The organism is Stenotrophomonas sp. STEN147, from assembly GCF_056757995.1.
On record NZ_JBRRCG010000022.1, the window covers coordinates 1 to 19,025 of the forward strand.

Consider the following 19,025-nt stretch of genomic DNA (forward strand, 5'->3'; position numbering starts at 1 on the left):
GCCCCCGCGGGGCGGGGCCCGGCGAGCCCGGGGCCGGGGGGTGCGCGCCGGGCCCTCCCCGGCGATATCCCGGTCAGCGCTGGGCCGACAGCTTCTCCAGCGCCGCACGCAGCTGCGCCGGCGGCAGGTAGCCGCCCAGCTGGGTGCCATCGGGCGCGAAGATCGCCGGGGTACCGTTCACCCCCAGCTGCTGTCCGAGCGCGTACTGCATCGCCACCGGATTGGTGCAGTTCTTCGCCGGCACGGTTCCGCCACGCTTGGCATTGGTCAGCGCCTGGCGGCGATCGGCTGCGCACCAGACCGAAATCATGTCGGTGTAATCCTTGCTGCCCAGTCCCATGCGCGGGAAGGCCAGGTACTCGACGCTGATGCCGTTGCGGTTGAGTTCGGCGATGTCCTGGTGCAGCTTGCGGCAATAGCCGCACTCGATGTCGGTGAACACGCTGACCGTGTACTTGGCGTTGGGCGCGGCGAACACGATGCGGTCGCCATGGTTGGCCTTGGCCAGCAGCGCGCGACGGTAACCGAGCAGGCCCTCGCTGTTGGCCGGCCCCTTGGCCCGGGTGTCATAGGGCTGCGACTGGAACAGGTAGCGGCCGTCGTCGGAGACATACAGCAGCTGACCGGAGACCACCACCTCGCGGAAACCGGGGAAGGGCGCGGCGCCGATGTAATCCACTTCGAAACCGGGGTTGAGCGCGGTCAGCGCGGCGCGCACCGCCTGCTCTGCCGGACCATTGGCAGCCGGGGTGGCCCGGGCGGAGGCGGCGGCAGGCGCCTTGGCCGCAGGGGCCGGCGGAGCCGGCTGGGCGCAGGCCGTCAGGCTGAGCGCGCCGAACACGGCGGCGATGGCGAATCGGAGCATGGAGCATTCCGCAACAGAAGAGGACCACCGATTCTGACACAGCCGCCCGGGGCGGCGCCGTGGCCTGCTGACGGGAGCCGGACGGGGTTCATCCAGGCCGCTCAACCACGGGGATGGTGGCGGGCGTGCAGCTTCTGCAGGTGTTCACGCGCCACCAGCGTGTAGATCTGGGTGGTCGACAGCGAGCTGTGGCCAAGCAGCATCTGCAGCGCGCGCAGGTCCGCGCCACGGTTGAGCAGATGGGTGGCGAAGCTGTGCCGCAGGCCATGCGGGCTGATGCGGGCCGGATCGATGCCGGCGACCTGCGCATGGCGCTTGACCAGATGCCAGAACGCCTGCCGCGTGAGCGCGTGCAGCCGGGGCTCGATGAACAGCGGCGTCTGCCCATCGGCGAGTGCCTGCACCCTGCCCTTTCCCACCAGCTGCGGCCGCGAATGCTGCAGGTAACGCTCCAGCCAGTGCTGTGACTCCTCGCCCAGCGGCACCAGCCGCTCCTTGCTGCCCTTGCCGGTCACCCGCAGCACGCCCTGCCGCAGGTTCACCGCCGTTGCCGGCAGCAGTACCAGTTCGCTCACGCGCAGGCCCGCGGCGTACATCAGCTCCAGCATGGCCCGATCGCGCAGCCCCAGCGGACTGCCGACATCCGGCGCGGCCAGCAACGCATCGATCTGGCTTTCGGCCAGCGCCTTGGGCAGCAGGCGTGGCAGCTTCGGCGGATCCGGCAGAGCGCCGGGGTCCTCGCTGCGCTCGCCGCGACGCACGCCATCGGCGAAGAACGCACGCAGCGCCGACAGCAGGCGCGCATTGCTGCGTGGCGACCAGCCATGGCGCGTGCGCCAGGCCAGGTAGTCGAACAGCCCGGCGCGCTCGACGCCGGCCAGGCCGCCTTCGCGGCCGTCCAGCCAGCGTGCCAACCCCTCCAGATCGCGGCGGTAGCTGTCCAGGGTGGCCCTGGCCAGACCGTTCTCCGCCCAGATGGCATCAAGGAAGCGCTGGATGCGCATGCTGTCGTCGGCACGCAGCGCAGGCAGTTGCTGGACCAGCTGACGGCGCTCGGCGGGAGTGGAAATGACGGCCATGCGTGGAGGATACGAGGGTGACTGCGGACGCGGCCAGCTTTGCGTATGCTCGGCGCATGTCCAGCCCTGCCACCGACGTGTCTTCCGCTGCCACGCCCGGGGCGCAGCGCCCTCGTGCGCTGCTGCCGTGGCGCCTGCTGGCGATGGTCTACGACGCGCTGCCCGTGCTCGCACTGTGGATGCTGGCCGGCACGGCGTTCACCCTGGCCTACACCTTCAGTGGCCACGCACAGCGCGAGAACATCGCACCCTTCAGTGCCTGGCAGTGGCTGCTGTGGGCGGTGTGCTGGGTCGTCACCGGGGCCTATGCAACCGCCAGCTGGCGCCGGGGCGGGCAGACCCTCGGCATGCGGCCGTGGCGGCTGAAACTGGTGTCGGCCGACGGCACCGCGCTGCGACGCACGCAGCTGTGGCTGCGGTTTGCGGTGGCAACGCTGTCGCTGCTGCTGGGCGGGCTGGGCTTCTGGTGGGCGCTGCTGGATCGCCAACGCCTGGCGTGGCACGACCGTGCCAGTGGCACCCGGCTGGTGCGGATGCCCAAGCGCTGAAGTGTCCTGCCGGCGCCGGGCATGGCCCGGCGCTGCCAGAATCAGCCCGATTTACGCCGGAACAGCAGGCCTGACACCACCAGCATCACGATCGGCGGCAGCGCGTAGGCGATGCGGTAATCAAACTTCAGTGCGCCGGCCATGCGCCCGAAGAACAGCTGCAGCAGCCAGAAGCCCAACGCGAACAGGATGCCGAGGAACAGGCGCTTGCCCATGCCACCACTGCGCAGCGAACCAAACGCGAACGGCACGGCGGCCAGGCACAGCGCCAGTACGTTCACCGGGTAGAACCAGCGGCTCCAGTACACATCCTCGAAGTCACGCGCATCCAGGCCGTTGCGCTCGCGATAGGCGATGCTCGTGCTCAGTTCGGACACGCTCAGGTTGCGCGGCTTGGCGATACCGGTCGCCAGTGCCGCCGCGTCCAGCTTGGAATTCCAGGGCTCGCGCGCCACTTCCTCGCGCGTTGCCGAGCGCTCGCCGAAGGTATCGCGGCGCACGCCGGTCAATACCCAGCCGTCCTTGTCATGCTCGGCGGTGGCGGCGTGGGTCAGGGACGCGATCCGCCCGTCTTCGGCGATCCGGTACAGGCGGACGTCACGCAGGATCAATCGCGTTCCCGTGTTGCCGACCAGCTGTTCCTCACCGCTCTGCGCGTTGAGGAAGGTATCGCCTTCGCGTGCCCACATGCCGGAATAACGGGCCACGGCCATGTCCTGGCCCCATTTGGCACTCATCTTCAGCGAATCGGCACGGTTCTGCCCCCACGGGCCCAGCGTCTCGGCGCTGAACACCATCACTGCGGTCAGCAGCGACAGGGCAATCGCCACCGACACGCTCAGGCGTTTGCGGGACAGGCCCAGCGCACGCAGCGCGGTCAGTTCGGAGGTCGCCGCCAGCTGGCCCAGCCCCATCAGCGCGCCGATCACCGCCGCAGTCGGGAAGAAGGTGTAGGCGCGGCGTGGCACCGTATACAGCACCCACGCCGCGGCGTGTCCCAGGGTGTAGCCGTTCTTGCCGATGTCCTTGAACTCGCCGGAGAAGGCCATCACCACGTCCAGGCCGGTCAGCACCGCCCAAGTCAACAGCACGGTGCCGAACACCGCGCGCCCGAGGTAGAAATCGAACCGCATCGGTCGCAGCATCATGCGCGGGCCCCCTTGGGCAGGCTCATGCGTCCATCACGCGCATACATCCAGACCGCGAACGCCAGCAGTGGCAGGGTCAGCCACCACAGGCCCAGCATCGCCGGCAGCTTGCCACTGGCGATCCAGCCGGCGCCGATGAACGTCAGGTTGGTGCCGACCATGTAGGCCAGCAGGGCCAGCATCATGCGCCCGTAGCGCTGCTGGCGCGGCGAGCTGCGCCCCAGCGGCACGGTCAGCAGGGCGAACGCCAGGGCGATCAGCGGCGGGGCCAGCCGGCGATGCAGTTCGGCCTGGGCCTGGGTGCGGCCGTCGCCCAGCAGCTGCAGGGTCGACATCAGTTCCGGATCGTCATCCTTGCGGGTCTGCGCGCCGTCAGGCAGGGCCACGTCGTTGCGGGCGAAGGTGGCCAGCCGGTAATCCAGCGCACCGGCCAGCGGACCCTCCACCTGGTGCCCCTTGTCCAGTTCCAGGAAGCGCTGCCGCTCGCCCTCGAAGTACATGCGGCCGCTGGCGGCAGAGACCACTTCCAGCCGGTCGTCCTTGGCACGCTGCAGGAACACCTTGCCCAGTTGGGTGCCATCGGGCGAAATCGAGGACAGGTAGACCACGCCGCCGTTGGGCAGCGGGGTGAAGCGCCCGGGCTCCAGGCCAGCCATCAGCACGCTGCGGTTGGCGTCCTGCACCATCTGCTCGGCGGTGCGCGAGGCCCACGGACCCAGCCACAGCGAGCAGGCGCCCACCACCGCCACCACCGGCACCACCAGCATCAGCAGCGGCCGCAGCAGGCGCCTGGGGCCCACGCCGATGGCAGTGATCACCGCCATTTCCGAGTCGCGGTAGAGGCGGGCGATCGCCAGCAGCAGGCCCAGCATCAAGGCCAGCGGCAGGATCAGCGGCATGTAGACGATGAACTGCAGCGCCAGCTGCGAGAACAGCAGCCTGGCCGGCAGGCGACCGTCGGCGATGTTGCCGAGGATGTCCACCAGCACGCCGCCCACGCTGACCACCAGCAGGACGATCAGGGTGGCCAGGAAACTCTGGACGAAATCGCCCAGCAGGTAGCGGTCGAGCTTCAACATGGGGCGGTGGTTTAAACTCTGGGGTTCGTTCGCGGTGCCGCCCAGTCTAGCGTCTGGGCGTAAACGGTCCGCGATTGTACGGACTTGCCAATGGAATCTGCTCAATGGCTCTCGAATTCACCCTGAACCACCTCGCCCCGGCCGCCGCCCCCGTTGACTGCCTGGTGGTCGGCGCGTACGCCGACCATACCCTGACTCCGGCTGCACAGGCGCTGGATGCCGCCAGCGGCGGCCGCCTGTCGGCCCTCGCCCAGCGCGGCGACCTGTCCGGCAAGACCGGCGCCACCAGCCTGCTGCACGACCTGCCGGGCGTGGCAGCGCCGCGCGTGCTGGTGGTCGGGCTGGGTGAAGCCGCCCGCTTCGGCGTGCCGCAGTACCTGAAGGCCGTAGGCGACGCCGTTCGCGCGCTGAAGGCAGGCGCCACCCGCAGCGCGCTGTTCACCCTGTCTGAAGTGGCTGTGAAGGAGCGCGATGCGGCCTGGGCGATCCGCCAGGCAGTGATCGCCGCCGATCACGCGGCCTACCGCTACACCGCCACGCTGGGCAAGAAGAAGGCCGATGATGCCGGGCTGGCCCAGCTGGCCATCGCCGGTGACGACGCGCAGGCCCTGGCCCAGGGCCAGGCCATCGCTGCCGGTGTCGAGTTCGCCCGCGAACTGGGCAACCTGCCGCCGAACTACTGCACCCCGGCCTACCTGGCCGAAGTCGGCGTGAAGTTCGCCAGCGAGCATGACGGCGCCGAGGCCGAGATCCTGGACGAGACCCAGATGGAAGCCCTGGGCATGGGCTCGCTGCTGGCCGTGGCCCGTGGTTCGGCCAATCGCCCGCGCCTGGTCGTGCTGAAGTGGACCGGTGCCGGCGACGCCAAGCCCTATGTACTGGTCGGCAAGGGCATCACCTTCGATACCGGTGGCGTCAACCTGAAGACCCAGGGCGGCATCGAGGAAATGAAGTACGACATGTGCGGCGGCGCCAACGTCATCGGCACCTTCGTCGCTGCGGTCAAGGCCAGGCTGCCGCTGAACCTGGTGGTGGTGGTGCCGGCCGTGGAGAACGCCATCGACGGCAACGCCTACCGCCCGTCCGACGTCATCACCTCGATGTCGGGCAAGACCATCGAAGTCGGCAACACGGACGCCGAAGGCCGCCTGATCCTGTGCGATGCGCTGACCTACGCGCAGCGCTTCGAGCCGGCCGCGCTGGTCGACGTCGCCACCCTGACCGGCGCCTGCATGGTCGCCCTCGGCCACCAGACCGCGGGCCTGATGAGCAAGCACGACGACCTGGCCAACGAGCTGCTGGCCGCCGGCGAGCACGTGTTCGACCGCGCCTGGCGCCTGCCGCTTTGGGATGAGTACCAGCCGATGCTGGATTCGAGCTTCGCCGACGTCTACAACATCGGCGGCCGCTGGGCCGGCGCCATCACCGCCGGCTGCTTCCTGTCGCGCTTCGCCGAAGGCCAGCGCTGGGCTCACCTGGACATCGCCGGCGTCGCCAGCGACGAGGGCAAGCGTGGCATGGCCACCGGCCGCCCGGTCGGTCTGCTGAGCCAGTGGCTGCTGGACCAGGCCGCCCGCGCCTGATGCTGTACCAGACCCTGGCCGGCCACCGCCGGCCAGGGCCTCGCCCGGCCAGACCGGGCCCCCGCCTGTTCCGGACCCTGCCATGCCCCGCGCCGACTTCTACCTGATCGCCAAGCCCCGTTTCCTGACCGAGCCGTTGCGCCTGGTCTGCGAGCTGGCACGCAAGGCCAACGATGCCGGCCTGTTCACCCTGGTGCTGGCGCGCGACCAGGCCCAGGCCGAGGAACTGGACGAACTGCTGTGGGCGTTCGATGACGACGCCTACATCCCGCACCAGATCGCCGGCGAGGACATGGACGAGGAAGAAGCGCTGGTGCTGATCGCCGTGCCCGGCACCGAGGCGCCGGCCCGCCCGCTGGTGATCAACCTGCGCGACGACCCCTGGCTGGGCCAGTGCGAGCGCGTGCTGGAAGTGGTCCCGGCCGACCCTGAAGCGCGCGAACCGCTGCGCGAACGCTGGCGCCAGTACAAGGCCGCCGGTTACGACCTGAACAAGCACGACATGTGAGCGCCCCGCGGCCCCCTTGATGGGCCGCCGCCGCGCCCTGATCCTTCAACGATTACCTCCTGGTTCCCCCGCATGACCCAACTCGCCTCCAGCTACGACCCGAAGTCCTTCGAGACCGACCTCTACGAGGCCTGGGAGAAGGCCGGCCACTTCAAGCCGTCCGGCCAGGGCGAGCCGTACACCATCCTGCTGCCACCGCCGAATGTGACGGGCACGCTGCACATGGGACACGCCTTCCAGCAGACCCTGATGGATGCGCTGGTGCGCTACCACCGCATGCGCGGCTACGACACGCTGTGGCAGGTCGGTACCGACCACGCCGGCATCGCCACCGAGATGGTGGTCAGCCGCAACCTGGCGCTGGAAGGCAAGGGCGAAACCCGTGACTCGCTGGGCCGCGAAGGCTTCATCGGCAAGGTCTGGGAGTGGAAGCAGCAGTCCGGCGACACCATCGAACGACAGATGCGCCGCCTCGGCACGTCGGCCGACTGGTCGCGCAGCACCTTCACCATGGACCCGCAGCCCTCGGCGGCGGTGATCGAGGCCTTCGTGCGCTGGCATGAGCAGGGCCTGATCTACCGCGGCCAGCGTCTGGTCAACTGGGATCCGGTGCTGAAAACCGCCATCTCCGACCTGGAAGTGGAGAGCGCCGAAGAAGACGGTTTCCTGTGGTCGATCGCCTATCAGCTCGATGATGGTCTGAGCTACGAGCACGTCGAGCGCGACGCCGACGGTAACGAAACCCTGCGCGAGACCCGCGATTACCTGGTGGTGGCCACCACCCGCCCGGAGACCCTGCTGGGCGACACCGCCGTGATGGTGCATCCGGAAGACGAGCGGTACGCGCACCTGATCGGCAAGACCGTGGTGCTGCCGCTGACCGGCCGCCGCGTGCCGGTGATCGCCGATGATTACGTGGACCGCGCGTTCGGTACCGGCGTGGTCAAGGTCACGCCCGCGCATGACTTCAACGATTACCAGGTCGGGGTGCGCCACAGCCTGCCGATGATCAACCTGTTCACTCCGGTGGCGGCGCTGAATGAGAACGCCCCGGAACGCTTCCAGGGCCTGGACCGCTATGAAGCACGCAAGGCCGTGCTGTCCGAGCTGGAAGACCTGGGCATCCTGGTCGAGACCAAGGCGCACAAGCTGCAGGTGCCGCGCGGCGACCGCACCGGCCAGGTGATCGAGCCGTACCTGACCGACCAGTGGTTCGTGAAGATGGACGAGCTGGCCAAGCGCGGCCTGGAGCTGGTCGAAGGTACCGATGGGAAGCCGGGCAGCATCTCCTTCGTGCCGCCGAACTGGATCAACACCTACCGTCACTGGATGGCCAACATCCAGGATTGGTGCATCAGCCGCCAGCTGTGGTGGGGCCACCGCATTCCGGCGTGGTTCGACGCTGCCACCGGCACCTGCTACGTCGGTCGCAGCGAGGATGAGGTGCGGGCAAAGCACAAGCTGGGCAGCGATGTCGTGCTGAACCAGGAAAGCGACGTGCTGGAAACGTGGTTCTCCTCGCAGCTGTGGCCGTTCTCCACCCTGGGCTGGCCGAACGAACAGGCCATGGCCGAGCGTGGCTTCGACCGCTACCTGCCGTCGTCGGTGCTGGTCACCGGCTTCGACATCATCTTCTTCTGGGTGGCCCGCATGATCATGGCCACCGACAACCTGACCGGAAAGATTCCGTTCAAGGACGTCTACTTCACCGGCCTGATCCGCGACGGACAAGGCCAGAAGATGTCCAAGAGCAAGGGCAATGTGCTCGACCCGCTGGACATCATCGACGGCATCAGCATCGATGACCTGGTCGCCAAGCGCACCGGCGGCCTGATGCAGCCGAAGATGGTGGAGAAGATCGAGAAGGCCACGCGCAGGGAGTTCCCGGACGGCATCGCCGCCCACGGGGCCGACGCGCTGCGCTTCACCATCGCGGCGCTGGCCACCCACGGCCGCGACATCAAGTTCGACATGAACCGTGCCGAAGGCTACAAGAACTTCTGCAACAAGCTGTGGAATGCCAGCCGCTTCGCGCTGATGAACACCGAAGGTGCGGCGTTCAGCGGCGTGCCGGCACCGCGTACCGATGCCGAGCGCTGGATCCTTGCACGCCTGGCGGCCACCACCGCTGAAGCGCAGGGTCACTTCGCCGCCTACCGCTTCGACCTGCTGGCGCAGTGCCTGTACGAGTTTGCCTGGAATGCGTTCTGCGACTGGTTCCTCGAACTGAGCAAGCCGGCGCTGAGCGGCAGCGACGCAGCGGATGCCGAAAGCACCCGCCACACCCTGCTGTATGTGCTGGAAGCCCTGCTGCGCCTGCTGCACCCGTTGACGCCGTTCATTACCGAACAGCTGTGGCAGCAGCTCGCCCCGCGCCTGGGCCTGGCCGAAACCACGCTGTCGCTGCGCCCCTACCCCACCGCAGCCGAGTTCCAGGGCGATTTCGCCCAGGCCGAGGCCGACGTCGAATGGCTCAAGGCGGTGATCAGCGCGGTGCGCCGCGTGCGCAGCGAACTGAACGTCGCACCGTCCAGGCTGGTGCCCCTGCGCCTGCAGGCCGGCCAGCAGCAGGACCGTGCCCGCGTCGAACGCTTCAGTGCGTCGCTGTCGTTCCTGCTGAAGCTGGACAGCGTGCAATGGCTGGGCGACGGCGAAAGCGCTCCGCCTGCGGCCGCCGCCATCGTCGGTGAGTTGAAGCTGCTGGTGCCGCTGGAAGGCCTGGTCGATCTGGATGCCGAACGTGCACGCCTGGACAAGGAGATCAAGCGCGTGGAAGGCGAGCAGGAGAAGAGCGAAACCAAGCTGGCCCGGTTCACCGACAAGGTGCCGGCTGCGGTGGTCGAGCAGGAGCGCGTGCGCCTGGCCGACTGGAACACCCAGCTGGCCGGCCTGCGCGAACAACGCGCGAAGCTGTAACAGCCGACCGGCGGGTGCGGATCCCGGTCCGCACCCGCCCAGGTCTTTTGGCATCATCAGCGGATGCCGCTTTCGATCTTCCTGCTGGTTCTCGCCGCTGCCGCGCTGCATGCCAGCTGGAACGCCATCGTCAAGCGTGGCGCCGACAAGCTCCTGGGCACGGTGCTCGTCACCGGCAGCGCCGCACTGCTGTCCGCCGCGCTGCTGCCTCTCCTTCCTCTGCCGGACGTGACCAGCTGGCCGTGGCTGGCGGCCTCGGTACTGCTGCAGGTGGTCTATTACGCGCTGGTCGCGCGCTGCTATCAGCAGGTGGACATGAGCCTGGCGTATCCGCTCATGCGCGGTTGCGCACCGATCCTGGTCGCGCTGGCTGGCACCGTGCTCGGCGAATCACTGCCCGCAGCGGCGTGGCTGGGCGTGGCGCTGGTCAGCAGCGGCATCCTGGCCATGGCACTGGGCGCGCGCGCAGGCCAGCTCGGCCTGCCGCTGCTGACGGCGACGATGATCGCAACCTACACCCTGGTCGATGCGCACGGCGCGCGCCTGTCGGGCAGCCCGCTGGCCTACACGTTGTGGCTGTTCCTGCTGTCGGGCATCCCGCTGCCGCTGTGGGCGCTGTACACCCGCCGCAGCGCGGTGCTGACCTATGCGCGCCAGCATTGGCCGCTGGGCCTGGCCGGCGGCGTGGGCACCACCGCGTCCTATGCGATGGCACTGTGGGCGATGACCCAGGCACCGGTCGCGATGGTGTCGGCCCTGCGCGAGTCATCGATCCTGTTCGCCCTGCTGATCTCGGCATTCCTGCTGCGTGAACGGATACCGCGCGTGCGCTGGCTGGCGGCGTCGCTGATCGTCAGCGGAGTGCTGGCCCTGCGGCTGGCGTGAGCCACACGTGCCCGCCAAGGTTGGCACCTGCCGCCAGCGCCCGGCCGTACCGGCGGGCAACGCGGCGCATGCCGGTTACAGCGGCGGCATCGTCTGCAGGTCGCCCTCGACCAGCTCGATCGCCATCACCACCGCGTCCTCGCGCCCCTGCGCGGCCGGGTAATAGCGCGGACGCCGGCCGATCTCGTTGAACCCTTCGCTGTGATACAGCGCCAGCGCCGGTGCATTGGACGGGCGCACTTCCAGGAACACACGCTGGGCACCGCGATCACCGGCCAACTGCACCAGCGCACGCAGCAGCTGCCGCCCCAGCCCACGTGACTGCACCAGCGGATCGATGCAGATGTTCAGCACATGCGCCTCGTCGGCGGCGATGCTCAGTACGCCGTAGCCGAGCAGCTGGCCATCGCGCTCCATCGCCAGACCGGGGTAACCCGCACGCAGGCAATCGATGAAAATGCCGCGCGTCCACGGGAAGGGATAGCCACGCACCTCGATCGCCATCACCTCGGCAAGATCGCTCTCGCGCAGCGCCCGCAGGCGCACCGGACCGGGCTGGCTGACCGCACTCACGGCGCGCCCCGCTTGCGCAGGGCGCGCAGCTGCGGCCACAGCGCGCGCTTGGCGGCTGGATCACGGCGCAGCTGCTCCAACGGCCAGCTGTCCATCAGCGCCTGCGTCGCGGCATCGTTCGGATTGCAGCCGGACGCGCGCAGCAGTGCGATCTGCAGGCGATCAGGCAGACGTACCGCCGGCTGCCGGGTGGTGCCCGCCGAGGCTGCGCGTGCCGCCTGCGGTTCGGTTGCCGGCTCCACGGCGGGCGCGGTGCGAGGCGGCGGCGACGGACTCCGCGGCTGGCGCGGTGCCGGCTCCACCGCTGCCGGTTCGGGCTGGCGTGGCGGAGACTGCGCTGCCGGGCTGGCCGCATCGGCGTCGGCCACGCTCAGCTGCAATGCAGCGTCCAGCTCTGCGGCGAGCTGGCCGTCGTGATAGACGGTATAGCCCATCGCCTGCAGCCAGGCCTGCTGGGCCGGTGACCACAGCACGGGCAGATCCTGGCTCACGCGGCCTCGGACTTCTTGCGCAGGCGCTGCACCGCCCACATCACCGGGCCGGACAGGGCATACAGGATGCCCACGGCGAACAGGACGCGCGGCAGGTCGATCACCGCGATCGCGATGGCCATCGGTACCAGTGCCAGGACCAGGAACGGCACCCGGTCGGAACGGGAATCCTTGGCGGCACCGCCCTTGAAGCTCCAGAAGCGGATGCGGCTGACCATCAGCAGCGCAGCGACCAGCGTCACCGCCAGCGCCACATAGCGCAGCTGATTGCCGTCCCAGCCCAGGTTGCCATCGGCGAAGGCCCAGACGAACGACATCATCAGCCCGGCAGCAGCCGGGCTGGCCAGGCCGACGAACCAGCGCTTGTCCACCACCGCCACCTGGGTATTGAAGCGGGCCAGACGCAGCGCCGCGCATGCGGCGTACAGAAAGGCCACGGCCCAGCCGACACGGCCCAGCAGGGGATCATCGAATTTCAGCCAGGACAGCGACCAGTGGTACATCACCAGTGCCGGCGCCATGCCGAAGCTGACCAGGTCGGCCAGCGAGTCGTACTGCACGCCGAACTCGCTGCTGGTGCCGGTCAGGCGCGCGACACGGCCATCCAGGCCGTCCATCACCGCCGCCACGAACACCGCGATGCTGGCATTGACGAAATCCCCGTTGGCAGCGGCGATGATCGCGTAGAAGCCCGCGAACAGGCCCGCAGTGGTGAACAGGTTGGGCAGCAGGTAAATCGTGCGCGAACGCGGCGGCGGTGTGATCGGGTCCATGGAATCCAGTTTAATCGACTTGCCAGCGGTCGGTACCAATGCTGCAATCGGCGTTCTACGCTCATTCTGCGGAGTTTGCCATGCGTGCCCTGTCCTGCCTGGGATGCCTGCTGCTGTTGGCCAGTACCAGTGCCATGGCCGGCCCCGTCTACAAGTGGAAGGACGCCAACGGCGTCACCCAGTATTCGGAAACCCCGCCAGCAGGCAGGACCTACGAGACCCGGGCGCAGGCGCGCTCGGCGCCATCGGCTGACAGCGCCGAACGCCCGGCCGCACCCGTGCCGGAGCAGTGCAGCACCGCCCGTGCCAACCTGGCCCTGCTGGAGGGGTCCGGCCAGGTGATGCAGGACACCGACGGCGACGGCAAGGGCGACACCGTACTGACCGCGGAGCAGCGCACCGCGCAGAAGGGACTGGCTGAAGCCAGCATCAAGGCCTACTGCCCAGCAGCCGGTTGAGGGGTCGGCAGGGCTGCGCCCTGCACCTGCTTCAGGCAACGGCAACGTCAAATGCCAAAGCGGCTCTGGTTTCCTGCTGGTCTGGCGGGGCGGTGTGGGCTGGCAGGACACGCCGTAAAGCCATCCATGGGGGCTACATGGAATCAAAAATGGGGTCAGATCCGTTTCCGCAGGAAAACGGATCTGACCCCAAGGCATGTGCGGGCAGGTCGCAGAGATCTGTCGAAGGCGGGGTGGGTCCGGTGGCAGGGGTGTGAGCGGCATGGATGCCGCGACCAAGCCCCCATGGACGGGTTTACGGCGTCCCCTGCCACCGGATCCACCCCGCCATCCCACAGGAAGCCCGCTGTTGCTGTTGCTGTGGCAGTTGACGTTGCCTGAGGCGGGTGCAGGGCGCAGCCCTGCCGATACCCTCCCCCCGCCCGGGCTGGCAGAATAGGGATCTCTGCCGTAGACCGAAGCCGACGATGCGCCTCTCCCAGTTCCACCTGCACACCACCAAGGAAACCCCCAGCGACGCGGAGCTGACCAGCCACCGCCTGATGCTGCGTGCGGGCATGATCCGCAAGCTCGCCTCCGGCCTGTACACCTGGTCGCCGCTGGGACTGCGCGTGCTGCGCAAGGTCGAACGCATCGTGCGGGAGGAAATGGATCGCGCCGGCGCCGTGGAGTTCCAGATTCCGACCATCCAGCCCAAGGAGCTGTGGGAGCAGACCGGCCGCTGGCAGAAGTTCGGGCCGCAGCTGCTGAAGATCAAGGATCGCAAGGACCAGGTGTTCTGCTACAGCCCGACCGCCGAGGAAGCCGCCTGCGACTTCGCGCGCAGCGAACTGTCCAGCTACAAGCAGCTGCCGGTGAACTTCTACCAGATCCAGACCAAGTTCCGCGATGAGATCCGCCCGCGCTTCGGCGTGATGCGTGCACGCGAATTCCTGATGAAGGACGCCTATTCGTTCCACCTGCACGATGAGTGCCTGGTGCGCGAGTACGAGAACATGAAGGCCGCCTACAGCCGCATCTTCACCCGGCTGGGCCTGGACTTCCGCATGGTGCAGGCCGATTCCGGCGCGATCGGTGGCGACGCGTCGCAGGAATTCCATGTGATCGCCGATTCGGGCGAGGACGCGCTGGTGTTCTCCACCGGCTCGGACTACGCGGCCAACATGGAAGCGGCGATCGCCGCGGAACCGGCACCGCGCGCGGCAGCCGGCGAGACGATGCGCAAGGTCGAGACCCCCACCCAGAAGACCTGCGAGGACGTTGCCGCCCTGCTCGGCATCGCGCTGCAGCGCACGGTGAAGTCGGTGGCGCTGATGACCGCCGAAGGGTTCGTGCTGGCGCTGGTCCGTGGCGACCACGAGGTCAACGAGATCAAGCTGGGCAAGGTTCCCGGCCTGGAAGAGCAGCGCTTTGCCAGCGAAGCGGAGATCGCCGAGTACCTGGGCAGCGTGCCCGGCTTCCTCGGCCCGGTTTCACCGGCCAAGGCGATCCGCGTGGTGGCCGACCGCGAAGTGGCGGCGATGTCCGATTTCGTGGTCGGTGCCAATGAAGCGGGCTACCACCTGGCCGGAGTCAACTGGGGCCGCGACCTGCCGGAACCGGAAGTGGTCGATATCCGCAACGTGCGTGCCGGTGACCGTGCACTGGACGGCGGCGAGTTGAAGATCGCCCGTGGCATCGAAGTCGGCCACGTGTTCCAGCTTGGCCGCAAATACGCCGAAGCACTGGACGCCACCGTACTGGATGAGAACGGCAAGGCCGCAGTGATGGCAATGGGCTGCTACGGGATCGGCATCTCGCGCGTGGTCGCTGCCGCGATCGAACAGAATCACGACGATGCCGGCATCATCTGGCCGGACGCGATGGCGCCGTGGCAGGTGGTGGTGTGCGTCATCAACCCCAAGGGCGATGCCGCTGTGGCCGAAGCCGCTGCCGGCCTGCTGCAGGAACTTCGCGATGCCGGTCTCGATGCCGCGCTGGATGATCGCGGGCTGCGCCCGGGTGCGATGTTTGCCGACATGGAGTTGATCGGCATCCCGCATCGCGTGGTGGTCAGCGAGCGCGGCCTGGCGGCCGGCACGTACGAGTACCGCTCGCGACGTGCCAGCGAAGCCGAAAGCCTGGACAAGGCCGCCCTGCTGCAACGCCTGCAGGGTTGAGTGACCGGACCGGGGCATGCCCCGGTCTTTTTCTTTGTACCGGCGGTGGGCCGGTGAATATGCAGCTGGACATAATCCGGTCAAAATGGTCACGATGCAGCCGGTCCATCGCCATACCCTGACCTGCATGATTTGTACTGGATTTAATTCATCATTATCCTGTGCGCCGACGCCACGGACCGGCTCGTCCCTGTCCCTTATTAGTTTCCGGAGTAACCGTAGATGAGCATCGACCTGACCGGCCTGTCGGCACGCGAGCTGGGCGCATTGATCCGCACCGCGAAAAAGCAGCAGACCATCGTCGCCAAGCGTCGCCCGATCGCCAAGGTGCGGGCCCAGCTGAGCAAGTTGGCCAAGACCGAGGGTTACACCATCGAGGAGTTGTTCGGTACCGCTACCACGGCTGCCAAGCCACGCGCCCGCAAGGCAGCGGCGCCGTCCAAGACCGCCGGCCGCAAGCTCGGCAAGGTCGCCCCGAAGTACCGCAACCCGGCCAACCCGAAGGAAACCTGGACCGGCCGTGGCAAGCAGCCGCGCTGGATGGCCGAGCTGACCGCCAAGGGCAGCAAGAAGCCGGAAGATTTCCTGATCAAGAAGGCCTGAGGCCGGATCGGAAAGAATGGAGAACGCCGGCGCAAGCCGGCGTTCTCCATTCCATCACAACGTCTTGCGCGCCGGCATCAACAGGTTGCCGAACAGCAGGCCCGCCACCAGCGCCATCACCACGTTGAGCACGGTCAGGAACACGCTCTGGCCGGCACCGACATCCTGCTGCTGGACGAGCGTCAGCACGCCACGCAGGCTGGTGCTGCCAGGGACCATCATGATGATGCCCGGCAGGCGGATGATCGCACCCGGACGCCCGGCCAGCCGACCGAACAGGTTGCCGCCGGCGGTCAGCACCATCGCCGACAGGAAGATGCCCGCCGGTGCCCCCCAGGCGTGCCCGCCAAACTTGGAAATGGCATAGCCGGCCACGGACGCGGCAATCACCCAGGGATAATCGCGACGGCTGGCCTTGAACAGCATCGCGAAGGCGAAGGCCGCGGTCAGCAGCGACCCCCACTCCACCCACGGCCCCTGCGGTCGCGAGGCACGGATCACCGGGTCCAGGCCCAGCACATCGGCCAGGGTCACCGCGATCATCGCGCCGACGCTCAGTTTCATGATCGTGGTCAGCGCACCGGCAAACCGCGCGGTGCCTGACACCCAGTGCTGGCTGGCCAGTTCGTTGACCGCGTTGGTCAGCGACATGCCGGGCAGCAACACCACCAGCGAGGCGATGATCACCGTGTTGAGGTTGAGCGCGCCGACAAACGAAGCGATCAGGGTGGCAACCAGGCCGGCCAGCAGCGCGGCCAGCGCCTCGGCGGCCTCGCGGGTCGCCGGGCGACGGTCGGTGACCATGCCGAGCAGGCCGATCATCAGGCCGATGACACCGGCGGTGGCGATGTCCAGCCAGGGCAGCTTCCACATGCCGGCGACGCCGGCCGCGCCGAGCGTGAACGAGAGGATGGTGCGGAGCTTGCCGCGACGGCCGGGATCCTTGTCCAGCTGACGCAGCGCGGTGTGCCCCTGCGCGATGCTCATCCGCCCGTTGGCCACTTCCTCGGCGATCCGGTCGGCGACACTGAGCTTGTGCAGGTCGTTCTCGCCCGGTGCCAGGCGGATCACGCGGGTGATGTCGCTGGAGCCGATCGCCTGGGCCGGATCGCTGAAACTGAGGATGATGCCGGTGGGGTTAGACCACGGTTCACAATCGAGATCGAGCTGTTTTGCCAGTGCGACCACGGCCGTTTCCAGACGCTGGGCCGTGGTGCCGTAGCTGTGGAGGCGGCCGGCGATCTCGGAAACGAAGGCCACGCGCTGCGCGTAGGTGGCCTGGGGCGTGGGGATCGTGTGAGCGTCTGCGGACATGCGCCGTAGTATTACCTAGGCCGGGCCCCACCGGAGGAATTCATCCTGGTTCAACGCGAAGCACAATACAGAACGGTTATGCTGCGACCCGAATGGCCCATGTGACCCAGAACCTCGCCCCCCAGCTCGAACAGGACGCCCACGACCCCGGGCTGATCCGCCTGTCCGGCCACTGGACCTTGAAGACCGCGCTGGCCGCGGCCGAGGTGCTGCGCGCCGTTCCCGACAAACTGACCGGCATTGACGCCACGGGCATCGAGCAGCTCGATTCGGCCGGCGTACTGCAGCTGTTGCGCGTGGCCCATCGCGCCGACCTCGGTGAGGATGCGCTGCAGTTCCGGCCGGATCACCAGGCACTGGTGTGCACCATCGAGGAAGTGGCCGACGACCGGCCCAAGCCCAAGCGCGACTTCGGCGTGCTGGCCGCGCTGGAACGGCTGGGCGTCAGCATGCATGGCACCGGCCACAACATCGTGGCCCTGGCCAGCTTCCTCGGCGAGGCGATGGTCAAGACCGCTCGCCTGGTCAAGCAGCCGCGGCGCTTCCGCCTCACCGCCACCGTGCATCAGATGGAACAGGTGGGCCTGGACGCCGTGCCGCTGGTGGCGCTGCTGTCCTACCTGGTCGGTGCGGTGATCGCGTTCCTAGGCTCGACCATCCTGCGCGACTTCGGCGCGGAGATCTACGTGGTCGAGCTGGTCAACATCGCCTTCCTGCGCGAGTTCGCCGTGCTGCTGACCGCGATCGTGCTGGCCGGCCGCACGGCAAGCGCGTTCACCGCGCAGATCGGCGCGATGAAGGCCCGCGAGGAGATCGATGCGATGCGCACGCTGGGGCTGGACCCGATCGACCTGCTGGTACTGCCGCGCCTGTTCGCGCTGCTGGTGACCCTGCCGCTGCTGACCTTCATCGCGATGATTGCCGGCCTGGCCGGCGGCATCACGGTCGGCGCGTTCGATCTGGACATTCCGCCGCAGATGTACATCGCGCGGATGCACGACACGATGGAGGTGCGGCACATGCTGGTCGGTCTGTCCAAGGCGCCCGTCTTCGCGGTGGTGATCGGCCTGATCGGCTGCCTGGAGGGCCTGAAGGTCACCGGCACCGCACAGTCGGTCGGCGAGCGCACCACATCCAGCGTGGTGCAGACCATCTCGCTGGTGATCATCATCGACGCCTTCGCGGCGTTGTGGTTCATGCACATGGACTGGTGACATGAACACGACCTCCGACTCCGGCAGTTTCGAGATGCGTGATGACGATGGCCACGACCTGGCCATCCGCGTGCGTGGGCTGGTCAACCGCTTCGGCAGCCAGACCGTCCACGAGGACCTCGACCTGGACGTGCGGCGCGGCGAGATCCTCGGCGTCGTCGGCGGCTCGGGCACCGGCAAGTCCGTGCTGATGCGCTCGATCCTGGGCCTGCGCGTGCCGGATGAAGGACAGATCGAAGTGCTCGGCCGCGATGCGCGTGCCGACGATGCCGAAAGCCGGCTGCATATCGAGCGCAACACCGGCGTGCTGTTCCAGGATGGCGCGCTGTTCTCCTCGCTGACCGTCGGCGAGAACGTGCAGGTTCCGCTGAAGGAGCATCATCGCGACCTTCCCGAACGCTGGCACTACGAGCTGGCACTGCTGAAGGTGAAGCTGGCCGGCCTGCCCGCCGATGCGATCAACAAGCTGCCCTCGCAGCTGTCCGGCGGCATGCGCAAGCGTGCCGGCCTGGCCCGCGCGCTGGCACTGGACCCGCCGCTGCTGTTTCTGGACGAACCGACCGCCGGCCTGGACCCGATCGGCGCGGCGGCCTTCGACCGGCTGATCAAGACCCTGCAGGAAGCGCTGGGCCTGACCGTGTTCCTGATCACCCATGACCTGGACACGCTGTACGCCATCTGCGACCGCGTCGCCGTGCTGGCCGACCACAAGGTGATCGCCAACGCACCGCTTGCGGAAATCGAGAAACTGGATCATCCGTGGATCCAGGAATACTTCCACGGACCACGTGCGCGTGCCGCGCGTGGCGAACAGATCGAGAGTGCCTGA

Annotated in this window: 18 protein-coding genes; 10 read left to right on the forward strand and 8 right to left on the reverse strand. The window is 68.0% G+C overall.

What is annotated here, in order from left to right:
- Window positions 1–73 precede the first annotated feature (73 nt).
- Together ACVOKU_RS16785 and xerD are read right to left on the reverse strand one after the other, a co-directional pair.
- On the reverse strand, window positions 74–865 hold the full coding sequence (locus tag ACVOKU_RS16785) for a DsbC family protein (protein ID WP_065175338.1): 792 nt from the start codon (window positions 863–865) through the stop codon (window positions 74–76).
- Window positions 866–966: 101 nt separating this feature from the next.
- The gene (gene xerD, locus ACVOKU_RS16790; RefSeq protein ID WP_481560440.1) at window positions 967–1,944 is read right to left on the reverse strand and encodes a site-specific tyrosine recombinase XerD; all 978 of its coding nucleotides are present in this window, start codon (window positions 1,942–1,944) and stop codon (window positions 967–969) included.
- Between the two features lie 56 nt (window positions 1,945–2,000).
- Here xerD and ACVOKU_RS16795 point away from each other — a divergent pair, with 56 nt between their 5' ends.
- Window positions 2,001–2,492: an RDD family protein gene (locus ACVOKU_RS16795; RefSeq protein ID WP_481560441.1), complete on the forward strand. Its 492-nt coding sequence runs from the start codon at window positions 2,001–2,003 to the stop codon at window positions 2,490–2,492.
- Window positions 2,493–2,533: 41 nt separating this feature from the next.
- Here the strand turns inward: ACVOKU_RS16795 and lptG are convergent, their stop codons facing one another.
- A complete protein-coding gene (gene lptG / locus ACVOKU_RS16800) occupies window positions 2,534–3,640 on the reverse strand; it encodes an LPS export ABC transporter permease LptG (RefSeq protein WP_053516943.1) in 1,107 nt (368 codons plus the stop codon).
- Entirely contained in the window at window positions 3,637–4,719 is a 1,083-nt protein-coding gene (lptF, locus tag ACVOKU_RS16805) for an LPS export ABC transporter permease LptF (protein WP_253120250.1), read from the reverse strand. The genes lptG and lptF overlap by 4 nt, the downstream gene beginning before the upstream one ends.
- 104 nt (window positions 4,720–4,823) lie before the next feature.
- Here lptF and ACVOKU_RS16810 point away from each other — a divergent pair, with 104 nt between their 5' ends.
- The 4 genes from ACVOKU_RS16810 (at window position 4,824) to ACVOKU_RS16825 (ending at window position 10,611) form a co-directional block, all read left to right on the forward strand.
- On the forward strand, window positions 4,824–6,302 hold the full coding sequence (locus ACVOKU_RS16810; protein ID WP_481560442.1) for a leucyl aminopeptidase: 1,479 nt from the start codon (window positions 4,824–4,826) through the stop codon (window positions 6,300–6,302).
- Window positions 6,303–6,384: 82 nt separating this feature from the next.
- Window positions 6,385–6,810, forward strand: a complete 426-nt coding sequence (locus tag ACVOKU_RS16815; protein WP_004154132.1) for a DNA polymerase III subunit chi — start codon at window positions 6,385–6,387, stop codon at window positions 6,808–6,810.
- A gap of 72 nt (window positions 6,811–6,882) precedes the next feature.
- Window positions 6,883–9,726: a valine--tRNA ligase gene (locus ACVOKU_RS16820; protein WP_481560443.1), complete on the forward strand. Its 2,844-nt coding sequence runs from the start codon at window positions 6,883–6,885 to the stop codon at window positions 9,724–9,726.
- A 63-nt stretch (window positions 9,727–9,789) separates the two neighbouring features.
- Window positions 9,790–10,611 carry an EamA family transporter gene (locus ACVOKU_RS16825; RefSeq protein WP_180875766.1) on the forward strand — a complete coding sequence of 274 codons (822 nt, stop codon included), beginning with the start codon at window positions 9,790–9,792 and terminating at the stop codon, window positions 10,609–10,611.
- Window positions 10,612–10,686: 75 nt separating this feature from the next.
- Here the strand turns inward: ACVOKU_RS16825 and rimI are convergent, their stop codons facing one another.
- Genes rimI through pssA form a run of 3 tightly spaced genes read right to left on the reverse strand, consistent with a single transcriptional unit; the run spans window position 10,687 to window position 12,448 of the window.
- The gene (rimI, locus tag ACVOKU_RS16830) at window positions 10,687–11,184 is read right to left on the reverse strand and encodes a ribosomal protein S18-alanine N-acetyltransferase (protein ID WP_053516950.1); all 498 of its coding nucleotides are present in this window, start codon (window positions 11,182–11,184) and stop codon (window positions 10,687–10,689) included.
- Window positions 11,181–11,675: a hypothetical protein gene (locus ACVOKU_RS16835; RefSeq protein WP_481560444.1), complete on the reverse strand. Its 495-nt coding sequence runs from the start codon at window positions 11,673–11,675 to the stop codon at window positions 11,181–11,183. Before ACVOKU_RS16835 ends, rimI begins: the two co-directional genes overlap by 4 nt.
- Entirely contained in the window at window positions 11,672–12,448 is a 777-nt protein-coding gene (gene pssA, locus ACVOKU_RS16840) for a CDP-diacylglycerol--serine O-phosphatidyltransferase (protein WP_053516952.1), read from the reverse strand. The genes ACVOKU_RS16835 and pssA overlap by 4 nt, the downstream gene beginning before the upstream one ends.
- An 80-nt stretch (window positions 12,449–12,528) precedes the next feature.
- Here pssA and ACVOKU_RS16845 point away from each other — a divergent pair, with 80 nt between their 5' ends.
- From ACVOKU_RS16845 to ACVOKU_RS16855, 3 genes are all read left to right on the forward strand, one after another.
- Window positions 12,529–12,906: a DUF4124 domain-containing protein gene (locus ACVOKU_RS16845; protein WP_074902117.1), complete on the forward strand. Its 378-nt coding sequence runs from the start codon at window positions 12,529–12,531 to the stop codon at window positions 12,904–12,906.
- A 467-nt stretch (window positions 12,907–13,373) separates the two neighbouring features.
- Window positions 13,374–15,065, forward strand: a complete 1,692-nt coding sequence (locus ACVOKU_RS16850) for a proline--tRNA ligase (protein ID WP_481560445.1) — start codon at window positions 13,374–13,376, stop codon at window positions 15,063–15,065.
- Window positions 15,066–15,287: 222 nt separating this feature from the next.
- Complete coding sequence (locus tag ACVOKU_RS16855) at window positions 15,288–15,668, forward strand: H-NS histone family protein (RefSeq protein ID WP_053516955.1); 381 nt, start codon at window positions 15,288–15,290, stop codon at window positions 15,666–15,668.
- Between the two features lie 54 nt (window positions 15,669–15,722).
- Here the strand turns inward: ACVOKU_RS16855 and ACVOKU_RS16860 are convergent, their stop codons facing one another.
- On the reverse strand, window positions 15,723–16,982 hold the full coding sequence (locus tag ACVOKU_RS16860) for a threonine/serine exporter family protein (protein WP_065182498.1): 1,260 nt from the start codon (window positions 16,980–16,982) through the stop codon (window positions 15,723–15,725).
- Between the two features lie 92 nt (window positions 16,983–17,074).
- On the opposite strand from ACVOKU_RS16860, the gene ACVOKU_RS16865 reads away from it, so the two are divergent.
- Entirely contained in the window at window positions 17,075–18,196 is a 1,122-nt protein-coding gene (locus ACVOKU_RS16865) for an ABC transporter permease (RefSeq protein ID WP_053516957.1), read from the forward strand.
- Between the two features lies 1 nt (window position 18,197).
- Entirely contained in the window at window positions 18,198–19,025 is an 828-nt protein-coding gene (locus ACVOKU_RS16870; protein WP_340044714.1) for an ABC transporter ATP-binding protein, read from the forward strand.

What these genes read in the sequence shown, in the direction of transcription:
- ACVOKU_RS16865 (WP_053516957.1), top strand. Translation starts at nt 17,075, where the DNA reads ATGGCCCATGTGACCCAGAACCTCGCCCCCCAGCTCGAACAGGACGCC.
- ACVOKU_RS16785 (WP_065175338.1), bottom strand. Translation starts at nt 865, where the DNA reads ATGCTCCGATTCGCCATCGCCGCCGTGTTCGGCGCGCTCAGCCTGACG.
- ACVOKU_RS16810 (WP_481560442.1), top strand. Translation starts at nt 4,824, where the DNA reads ATGGCTCTCGAATTCACCCTGAACCACCTCGCCCCGGCCGCCGCCCCC.
- ACVOKU_RS16845 (WP_074902117.1), top strand. Translation starts at nt 12,529, where the DNA reads ATGCGTGCCCTGTCCTGCCTGGGATGCCTGCTGCTGTTGGCCAGTACC.
- lptG (WP_053516943.1), bottom strand. Translation starts at nt 3,640, where the DNA reads ATGATGCTGCGACCGATGCGGTTCGATTTCTACCTCGGGCGCGCGGTG.
- ACVOKU_RS16795 (WP_481560441.1), top strand. Translation starts at nt 2,001, where the DNA reads ATGTCCAGCCCTGCCACCGACGTGTCTTCCGCTGCCACGCCCGGGGCG.
- lptF (WP_253120250.1), bottom strand. Translation starts at nt 4,719, where the DNA reads ATGTTGAAGCTCGACCGCTACCTGCTGGGCGATTTCGTCCAGAGTTTC.
- ACVOKU_RS16855 (WP_053516955.1), top strand. Translation starts at nt 15,288, where the DNA reads ATGAGCATCGACCTGACCGGCCTGTCGGCACGCGAGCTGGGCGCATTG.
- ACVOKU_RS16850 (WP_481560445.1), top strand. Translation starts at nt 13,374, where the DNA reads ATGCGCCTCTCCCAGTTCCACCTGCACACCACCAAGGAAACCCCCAGC.
- pssA (WP_053516952.1), bottom strand. Translation starts at nt 12,448, where the DNA reads ATGGACCCGATCACACCGCCGCCGCGTTCGCGCACGATTTACCTGCTG.
- ACVOKU_RS16815 (WP_004154132.1), top strand. Translation starts at nt 6,385, where the DNA reads ATGCCCCGCGCCGACTTCTACCTGATCGCCAAGCCCCGTTTCCTGACC.
- xerD (WP_481560440.1), bottom strand. Translation starts at nt 1,944, where the DNA reads ATGGCCGTCATTTCCACTCCCGCCGAGCGCCGTCAGCTGGTCCAGCAA.
- ACVOKU_RS16860 (WP_065182498.1), bottom strand. Translation starts at nt 16,982, where the DNA reads ATGTCCGCAGACGCTCACACGATCCCCACGCCCCAGGCCACCTACGCG.
- ACVOKU_RS16870 (WP_340044714.1), top strand. Translation starts at nt 18,198, where the DNA reads ATGAACACGACCTCCGACTCCGGCAGTTTCGAGATGCGTGATGACGAT.
- ACVOKU_RS16825 (WP_180875766.1), top strand. Translation starts at nt 9,790, where the DNA reads ATGCCGCTTTCGATCTTCCTGCTGGTTCTCGCCGCTGCCGCGCTGCAT.
- ACVOKU_RS16820 (WP_481560443.1), top strand. Translation starts at nt 6,883, where the DNA reads ATGACCCAACTCGCCTCCAGCTACGACCCGAAGTCCTTCGAGACCGAC.